Source organism: Deltaproteobacteria bacterium HGW-Deltaproteobacteria-18 (genome assembly GCA_002841885.1).
Classification (GTDB): Bacteria; Desulfobacterota; Desulfovibrionia; order Desulfovibrionales; family Desulfomicrobiaceae; genus Desulfomicrobium.
Genome location: PHBE01000020.1, coordinates 59602 through 68334, shown reverse-complemented (window position 1 = coordinate 68334; position 8733 = coordinate 59602). Strand labels below are relative to the sequence as shown.

General features: G+C 59.5%; 10 protein-coding genes and 1 tRNA gene. 8 read left to right on the top strand and 3 right to left on the bottom strand.

Annotated elements, in window-relative coordinates:
• Nucleotides 1-382 (top strand): hybrid sensor histidine kinase/response regulator (locus tag CVU60_15970; protein ID PKN40485.1); only part of this gene is annotated, 382 nt, incomplete at its 5' end.
• Between the two features lie 252 nt (nt 383-634).
• On the opposite strand, the gene CVU60_15965 is transcribed toward CVU60_15970, so the two are convergent.
• The 3 genes from CVU60_15965 to CVU60_15955 all read right to left on the bottom strand — a co-directional run bounded on the left by CVU60_15965 (nt 635) and on the right by CVU60_15955 (nt 2117).
• Nucleotides 635-730 (bottom strand) — tRNA-Ser (locus CVU60_15965).
• Complete coding sequence (locus tag CVU60_15960) at nt 721-1293, bottom strand: tRNA-specific adenosine deaminase (protein ID PKN40484.1); 573 nt, start codon at nt 1291-1293, stop codon at nt 721-723. The genes CVU60_15965 and CVU60_15960 overlap by 10 nt, the downstream gene beginning before the upstream one ends.
• Before the next feature lie 14 nt (nt 1294-1307).
• Nucleotides 1308-2117: a phosphoribosylformylglycinamidine synthase gene (locus CVU60_15955; protein ID PKN40483.1), complete on the bottom strand. Its 810-nt coding sequence runs from the start codon at nt 2115-2117 to the stop codon at nt 1308-1310.
• A gap of 319 nt (nt 2118-2436) precedes the next feature.
• On the opposite strand from CVU60_15955, the gene pyrG reads away from it, so the two are divergent.
• The 7 genes from pyrG to rpoN all read left to right on the top strand — a co-directional run bounded on the left by pyrG (nt 2437) and on the right by rpoN (nt 8717).
• Nucleotides 2437-4077 (top strand): CTP synthetase, encoded by a 1641-nt coding sequence (pyrG, locus tag CVU60_15950; GenBank protein ID PKN40482.1) that lies wholly within the window; start codon nt 2437-2439, stop codon nt 4075-4077.
• Nucleotides 4078-4082: 5 nt separating this feature from the next.
• The gene (locus tag CVU60_15945; protein ID PKN40481.1) at nt 4083-4889 is read left to right on the top strand and encodes a 3-deoxy-8-phosphooctulonate synthase; all 807 of its coding nucleotides are present in this window, start codon (nt 4083-4085) and stop codon (nt 4887-4889) included.
• A complete protein-coding gene (locus CVU60_15940) occupies nt 4879-5403 on the top strand; it encodes a phenylphosphate carboxylase subunit delta (protein PKN40480.1) in 525 nt (174 codons plus the stop codon). Before CVU60_15945 ends, CVU60_15940 begins: the two co-directional genes overlap by 11 nt.
• Nucleotides 5400-5936: an LPS export ABC transporter periplasmic protein LptC gene (gene lptC, locus CVU60_15935; protein PKN40479.1), complete on the top strand. Its 537-nt coding sequence runs from the start codon at nt 5400-5402 to the stop codon at nt 5934-5936. The genes CVU60_15940 and lptC overlap by 4 nt, the downstream gene beginning before the upstream one ends.
• Before the next feature lie 15 nt (nt 5937-5951).
• Complete coding sequence (locus tag CVU60_15930; protein ID PKN40478.1) at nt 5952-6464, top strand: hypothetical protein; 513 nt, start codon at nt 5952-5954, stop codon at nt 6462-6464.
• On the top strand, nt 6461-7183 hold the full coding sequence (gene lptB, locus CVU60_15925; GenBank protein PKN40477.1) for an LPS export ABC transporter ATP-binding protein: 723 nt from the start codon (nt 6461-6463) through the stop codon (nt 7181-7183). The genes CVU60_15930 and lptB overlap by 4 nt, the downstream gene beginning before the upstream one ends.
• A 106-nt stretch (nt 7184-7289) precedes the next feature.
• Nucleotides 7290-8717 (top strand): RNA polymerase sigma-54 factor, encoded by a 1428-nt coding sequence (rpoN, locus tag CVU60_15920; protein ID PKN40476.1) that lies wholly within the window; start codon nt 7290-7292, stop codon nt 8715-8717.
• Nucleotides 8718-8733 lie beyond the last annotated feature (16 nt).

Sequence of the window (8733 nt, the reverse complement as noted above, 5' to 3'; positions counted from 1 at the left end):
TCTTTTGGCCGAAGACGACGAAACAACGGTTTTCAGTATCAGCAGACTGTTGGAAAAGTCCGGGCACAGCGTGACCGTGGCCCACAACGGACAGGAAGCTCTGGAAATGCATGAGATGAACGATTTTGACCTCATCCTCATGGACGTATCGATGCCGGTCATGGATGGCATCGAAGCCTGCCAGCGCATTCGAGGCTCTGGAAATTCCCGCAAACGGGATGTTCCGATCATTGCCCTGACGGCTTACGCCATGGCCGGGGATAAGGAAAAGTTCCTGGCTGCGGGCATGAGTGACTATATCGCCAAGCCGGTGCAGGTAGAAGAACTCAAGAAGGCGCTGGCGCGGGTGGCCGAGAAGTTGGACAAAGGCTTAGCGCAGTAGCTTGTAGTTTGCTCTGGCCTGCCGGGAAACTTCGGACCACTCAATTCTTGAGGGTTTCCCCACGGTTCAGGTTTTTCCCATACTGCCGACAGAAATGTTCTGGCGTCACGCGGGGGAATTGGGGTCAGATCTTGAATCTTGAATTATCCGGTCAATCTCAACGGCATGACCAGACCAAACGGCAGACCAAAAATGCACATCAGTAAAAAAGCCAACCTCCTCATTTTGAGAAAGTTGGCTCTTATCAACGAATGGCGGAGAGGGTGGGATTCGAACCCACGTACCGGGGATTAGCCGGTAACTCGATTTCGAGTCGAGCGCGTTACGGCCGGACTTCGCTACCTCTCCGCGAGGTTTTTTGAAATTTTCTTTTCCTGGCGGCGCTGCTTGAAAAAGCCGCTCAGTTTTGCGCTGCATTCCTGTTCCAGAACCCCGCCCAGAGACCAGAAATGGTGATTGCTCCAGGGCAGCGCCGTGCCGTCCATGCGACTGACCAGGCATCCGGCCTTGGGGTCTGCGGCAGCGAAAACCACTCCAGCCAGACGGGCCTGGATGATTGCGCCCAGGCACATGATGCAGGGCTCCAGGGTGACCACCAGGACCGCATCGGTCAGGCGATGATTCCCGACCAGCGCCCCGGCCTCGCGCAGTGCCAGTATTTCGGCGTGGGCCGTGGGGTCGTTTTCAAATACGGTTCTGTTCTCGCCCCTGCCCAGAATGCGACCGCAGCCGTCTATGACCACCGCACCCACAGGCACGTCCCCCCGCCCTTCCGCCAAGTCTGCAAGCTTCAGAGCCTCGTGCATGTATGGCTCCCAGGCCAGAAGCTCATCGGGTCCCGGCGTCGGGGAAGGCGCACAGTAGAAAGTCACGGGGGCGCTGTCAATGATCTTTGCATCCTCTTTGGACACGTTTTCAAACCGCCCTATCTGGCCTTCAGGTAGTCAATCCCGCCCTTGAGCAGGGCCGTGCCCAGCGTGGAAGTCTCTCCCCTGGTCCAGCGCGGATGGTTGGTGGGATGATTGTAGGCCTCGGGATGAGGCATGAGCCCGAGGATGCGGCCGGAAGGATCGGTCAGTCCGGCGATGCCGAGCGGCGAGCCATTGGGATTGGCCGGGTACTCCTGGGTCACTTCCATGGTCTGCGGATCCACGTATTGCAGGGCGATGAGATTCTGCTCCTGCAAACGGGCAAGGGTCGTCTCGTCACCGGGCACGAGCTTGCCCTCGCCGTGACGGACGGGGACATAGAGGGAATCGAGCCCCTTGGTGAAAACGCAGGGCGACTCGGCATTGATCTTCAGCGTCACCCAGCGGTCCTCGTATTTGGCCGAGTCGTTGTGACTGAGCGAGACCTGACGGGTGAAGTAGGCGCCATCCAGGGCGGGCAAAAGACCCAGCTTGACCAGCAGCTGAAACCCGTTGCAGATGCCGAGAATGAGGCCGCCCGCATCGAGGAAGCTCTTCAGCTCTTGCATCAGCGACTTGCCGCTTTTGGTCAGCATGTGCCGCCAGCGCAGTGCGGCGGCCTGGGCCGAGCCGAGATCGTCGCCGTCGAGAAAACCTCCGGGCAGGATCAGAAAATTGTAGTCGGTCAAGGTGATCTTGTCCGCCGTCAGGTCGGAAAAATAAGCGATGGTGGTCTGGTCCGAACCAGCCTGATCCGCCGCAAAGGCGCATTCCCGCTCGCAATTCGTCCCATAGCCGGTAATTACCAATGTTTTGACCTGAGCCATCACCCCTCCAAAATCGGCCGTAGCCGTGCTGTTTGATTAAGTACCCACGCCCATTACAGTCCAAGCAAAACAGGCGCAAGCCTGAAAATCGACCTTTCGGACTGTTTGCACTCGGCGTTCTTTCTGCTATTGAGCCCACTGTGTTTGCAGGACACCATGGGCCGCTTGACAAGCCGGAAGTCCGCTGCCAAATGTTCCGGCGGACATACGGATGTCGAATTTCGGGCTGCCGACAGGTGGCCCATTTGTTTTGTGGACCATGTCTGGCGCGCCGAGCGCGGACTCAGAGCGAAGAATCATACAGGTGAGCGAGGCAGCGATGAACACCAAATTCATTTTTGTGACCGGCGGGGTATTGTCCTCTCTGGGTAAAGGACTGGCCGCCGCATCCATCGCGGCGCTTCTCAAGGCGCGGGGGCTACGGGTATCCATCCAGAAGCTCGACCCGTACATCAACGTTGACCCGGGCACCATGAACCCCTTTCAGCATGGCGAAGTCTACGTCACCGACGACGGGGCCGAGACGGATCTGGACCTCGGGCACTACGAGCGCTACCTGGGCACCCACCTGAGCCAGCGCAACAACTACACGTCGGGGCGCATCTACAACACCGTCATCACCAAGGAACGCCGCGGCGACTACCTCGGCGGCACGGTCCAGGTCATCCCGCACATCACCGACGAGATCAAGTCGTCCATCCTGAGCCTGGCCAGTGACGACCTGGACGTGACCCTGGTCGAGATCGGCGGCACCGTGGGCGACATCGAGGGACTGCCCTTCCTGGAAGCCATCCGCCAGCTGCGGGCCGACCTTGGCAAGGACAACGTCCTCTACATCCACCTCACGCTGGTGCCCTACATCAAAACCGCAGGCGAGCTCAAAACCAAGCCTACTCAGCACTCCGTAAAGGAACTGCGCAGCCTCGGCATCCAGCCGGACATCATCCTCTGCCGCTCCGAAGTGGATCTTGGCGACGACATCAAACGCAAAATTTCACTGTTCTGCAATGTGGACCGGGACGCGGTCTTCACCGCCATAGACGTCAACCACATCTACGAACTTCCCCTGACCCTTTATAATGAGGGGGTTGACCAGAAAATCGCCATCCTCCTGCGCCTGGCCGCCAAGAATCCGGACCTGCAGGAATGGAAGAATCTCGTTTACAACCTGCACCATCCAACTTCAGAGGTCACCATTGCCATCGTCGGCAAATACGTGGACCTGAAGGAAGCCTACAAGAGCCTGCATGAGGCCCTGACCCACGGCGGCGTGGCAAACAATGCGGCCATCCGCTTCCTGTATGTCAATTCCGAGGAAATCACTGCCGCAAACGTGGCCGAGAGCCTCGCCGAGGCCGACGGCATCCTCGTCCCCGGCGGCTTCGGCATCCGTGGCGTGGAAGGAAAGATCGCGGCCATCACTTATGCCCGTGAAAACAAAATCCCCTTCTTCGGCATCTGCCTCGGCATGCAGTGCGCGGTCATCGAATACGCCAGAAGCGTCATGGGCCTCACCAAGGCCAACTCCGAGGAATTCGACCTGACCACGCCGGATCCAGTCATCTATCTGATGAAGGAATGGTTCGATTTCCGCAAGAAATGCGTGCAGCGCCGTGACATGACGAGCGAAAAAGGCGGGACCATGCGCCTTGGCGCCTACCCCTGCGTGATCGAGAAGGACACTCGCGCCTTTGAAGCCTACGGCGCAACCGAGGTTTCGGAACGTCACCGCCACCGCTACGAATTCAACAGCGCCTACCAGAGCCGTTTCGAAGAAGCCGGACTGACCATCAGCGGCCTGTCCCCGGACAAGAGCCTGGTCGAGATCGTGGAAATCAAGGATCATCCGTGGTTCCTGGGTTGCCAGTTCCACCCGGAGTTCACCTCCACCCCCATGCAGCCGCATCCGCTGTTCCGTGAATTCATTCGCGCGGCCGTGGCCACCAAGAAGCCCGAGTAAAAAACATGATTGACTGCTCCACCCTGGTCGCCGGCCGTCCCTTCCTCATCGCCGGGCCCTGCGTGCTCGAAAGTCTGGACATGGCCATGACCGTGGCCGTCGAACTGCAGGCCATCGCGCGCGATCTGAACCTGCCGCTCATCTTCAAGAGCTCCTACGACAAAGCCAACCGCACGGCCGGAGCGAGCTTCCGGGGCCCCGGGCTGGACATGGGGCTTGACTGGCTGGCCCAGATCAAGAGCCGCACCGGACTGCCGGTCATCACGGACATCCACGAGCCGCGCCAGGCCTCCCTGGTGGCCGAGGTGGCCGACGTGCTGCAGATTCCGGCCTTCCTCTGCCGTCAGACCGACCTCTTGCTCGCCGCCGCGCGCACCGAGCGCATCGTGAACATCAAGAAAGGACAGTTCATGGCGCCCTGGGACATGCAGGGGCCCGTGGAAAAAATCCGCTCCGAAGGATTCGACCGCATCTGGCTGACCGAGCGCGGCTCCATGTTCGGCTACAACAACCTGGTCGTGGATTTTCGATCCCTGATCATCATGAAGCAGCTCGGTTGCCCCGTCATCTTCGACGCCACCCACTCGGTGCAGCTGCCCGGCGGACAGGGCATGTCCTCCGGCGGCCAACGCGAGTTCGTGCCGCATCTGGCCCGGGCCGCCGTGGCTTGCGGTTGCCAGGGCCTCTTCATGGAGATCCACCCGGACCCGGACAAGGCCCTCTGCGACGGCCCCAATTCCTGGCCCCTGGCCAAGGCCCGCACCCTTCTCTCGGAACTTGCGGCCATCTGGAGCATCCCCAATGAATGCTGAACTCCTCGCCCGGGACGTACGGCTGATCATCCTGGACGTGGACGGAGTGCTCACCGACGGCGGACTTTATTACGACGAATCTGGCTGCGTGATGAAGCGCTTCAACGTCCAGGACGGGCTGGCCATCAAGATGGCCCCCCAAGCCGGAATCGAGTTCGCGATCATCACCGGCCTGGACTCCCCGGCAGTGCGCAAACGGGCCACGGAGCTTGGCATCAGCCATTACTATCCCGGTCACCATCGCAAGGCCCCGATCCTGCGCCGGATTTCCGAAGAGACCGGCATCCCCCTGTCGCACATGGCCTATGTCGGTGACGACTGGGTCGACGCCGCGCCCATGTCCCTGGTCGGACTGCCCATCGCCGTCCCCAACGCCCGCCCCGAGATACTCAAACTCGCGGCCTGGACAACCAGATCCATGGGCGGACAGGGCGCGGTGCGCGAAGCCATCGATTTCATTCTGCGCGCCCAGGGCAAACTCGAAGGCCTTTGGCAGGACTGGGTCCGGGAATGAAGCGCCTTTTGATCGGGATTTTGGCCCTTGTCGTTCTGGCCGGAATCGCGATGCTCGGAAAGCGGCTGCTCTGGCCCGAACGGCTGGACGACCCCTCGATCCGGAATCTGGACGTGGATTTGAGCCTAAAAGGCGTCAACCTGAGTCAGGGCAAGGACGGCAAGAAACTCTGGAACCTGAACGCCACGGGTGCCGACTACGACGAAAACGGCGACGAACTGACGCTCACCTCCCCGGTCATCGTATACTGGGGGGAGGAAGGCGGCGAGCCCATCGAGGTCCGGGCGCCCAGAGGCCAGGTCTGGCAAAAAGAGGACCGGGCCAGGATGTGGGACGGAGTCAACGCTACCCAGGGCCAGTACGTGATGCGTTCCGAAACCCTTGACTACACAGACCAAAACCGCACGCTCGTGCTCGGCGGCACGGTTGAACTGACTGGCGAATCCATGCAGGGCCGCTCAGACACCCTGACATATTTTCTGGACACAGGGGACTTCCTGGCCCAAGGCAACGTCCAGGTCATCATGAATTGACAAGCGGGTTACCAAATGCGTTCACTCATACTTTTTCTCTTCCTATCCTGCGCGGCGCCACTCTGGGCGGCCGAGACCGTGCCGGTCAAGATCACTTCCGATACCATGACCTACACCCAGAAAGGGGACCAGGTAGTCTTCACCGGCTCCGTGTACGTCATCCGCCAGGACATCCAGCTGTGGTCCGACACGCTGACCGTGCTGCTGGAGAAAAAGGAAGGAGCCAAGGACGCCACCCAGGGCGTTCCTGACGAGCAGGGGTCCATCCGGAAAATCATCGCCAAGGGCAACGTGCGCATAAAAGCGGACAAGGGTCGCACCGGCACCTGCGGCATGGCCACCTACGAAGCCGCCAAGGACCTTTTGACCATGGAAGACAACCCTGTGCTCATGGAAGGCGCCAACAAGATTCAGGGCGAAGTCATAAAGCTCTACATCAAGGAAAACCGCAGCGAGGTCATGGGCGGCAAAGGCCGGGTCGAAGCCATCTTCAACACTCCCGCCGGCAAGCAGGGGCTTGGGCAGTGACCATCCTGACCGGTCAGAATCTGGCCAAGCGTTATGGTACCAGGAATGTCGTGCGCGACATCGACCTTGATGTGCGCCAGGGCGAGGTGGTAGGCGTGCTAGGGCCCAACGGGGCGGGCAAGACGACCACCTTTTACATGCTGGCGGGGATCGTGTCTCCGACACGGGGCCAGGTCCTTCTGGATGGCCTGGACATCACCCGCTGGCCCCTGCACAAAAGAGCGCGGGCTGGCATGAGCTACCTGCCACAGGAGAGCTCGATCTTTCGCAAACTCACCGTGCGTCAGAACCTGCAGTTGATCCTCGAATACTCGGGATTATCGCGGGATGAACAGAAGCGCACGGCGGACAGGCTGCTCGATGAACTCGGTATCACCAGGCTCGAAGGGCAACTGGCGGCCTTTCTGTCCGGCGGAGAGCGCCGCAGGCTCGAGATTGCCCGCGCCCTGATCCAGAACCCGAAGTTCATTCTTCTGGACGAACCCTTTGCCGGCATCGATCCCCTGGCCGTGGACGACATCCAGGCCATCATCCGGGACCTGCGCGACAAGGACATCGGCGTGCTCATCTCCGACCACAATGTTCGCGAGACGCTCCAGATCTGCGACCGTGCATACCTGGTCCATGACGGACGCATCATCCTGAACGGCAGCCCGGAAGAGATCGTCGCCGATCCGGGTGCGCGCAAGGTTTATCTCGGCGAGGGATTCTGTCTCTAGCGGACACGATTTTCCAAGGATTGCCAGGGCCTAAGCTTTATGGCAAATTCGTTACTGGGTAGTTTTTTTGCCTGCAATCCTCAGACACGGTGAAACCAAATCAATTATGGGCCTTGAACTTCGACAAAACCTCAAGCTGACGCAGCAGCTGGTCATGACCCCGCAGCTGCAGCAGGCCATCAAGCTGCTCCAGCTCTCCAGATTCGAGCTTCTAGAAGCCGTTCAGCAGGAGCTGCTCGAGAACCCCATGCTTGAGGAGGGGGTCAAGGAAATTTCCGAAGAGCACGAAATCCAGGCTCCGGCAGAATCACGCCCGGAGGTCTCCCACGAAGACGCGGAGCTGATGCGCAACGCAGACTGGGAAAACTACCTCGGCGATTTTTCGAGCACCGCCAAGCAGGTGCAGTTCAAGGAGACCGAGGCCCTGGAAGAGATGATGTCCTACGAGGCCAGGCTCTCGGGCAAGCCATCCCTGGACGGTCATCTCTTGTGGCAGCTCTGCCTGTCCAACATCACCGAGGAAGAACAGATGATCGGCGAGGCCATCATCGGAAACCTCGACTCCCAGGGCTACCTGATGAGCACTGCCGAGGACATCGCCTCCGAGACGCTTTCTCCCCTGCTTCTGGTCGAGTCCATGCTGCATCGTCTGCAGCGCTTCGATCCGGTGGGCGTGGCCGCACGCTCGCCCCGGGAATGCCTGCTCATCCAGCTGGAAATGCTCGGCCAGGACGATCCCATCCTGATCTCTCTGGTGAGCGAGCATCTTGAGGATATCGAAAAGCGCCGTTACAAGCCGCTCCTGCGCAAGTTCAAGATCCAGATGGAGGATCTGAAGGCTTACCTCGACATCATCCAGTCCCTGGACCCCATGCCGGGCGCCAGCTACGGCAGCGAGAGCACCATCTATGTCAGCCCGGATGTCTTCGTGTACGAATACGAGGGGGATTTTGTCATCGTCATGAACGACGACGGCCTGCCCAAGCTGCAGCTGAGCCCCTACTACATGGATGACATGCACCTGGCCGTCAAAGGTCCGGACCGTGAATACCTGCACGACAAGATGCGTTCTGCCATGTGGCTCATGAAGAGCTTGCACCAAAGGCAAAGAACATTATATAAAGTGGTTGAAAGCATTGTGAGGTTCCAGAGGGCCTTTTTCGAGCACGGCGTGACCAAGCTCAAACCGCTCATCCTCAAAGATGTGGCAGACGACATTGAAATGCACGAATCCACGGTCAGCCGGATCACCACGAACAAATACGTGGCCACCCCGCACGGCATCATGGAACTGAAATTTTTCTTCAACTCCGCGCTGGAAATGGATGACGGCACCCAGGTCGGCTCCGAGTCGGTCAAGGCCATCATCAAGAAAATGGTCAGCGAGGAGGACCCAAAGCACCCCTTCAGCGATGAAAAGATCGCTGCGGTGCTGAAGGAAACGCTGGATGTGAACATCGCCAGGCGAACCGTGGCCAAGTATCGCGCGGTACTGGGGATAGATTCCTCTTCCAAGCGAAAACAGGTTTTTTGACACCCCGCCCTTGGCC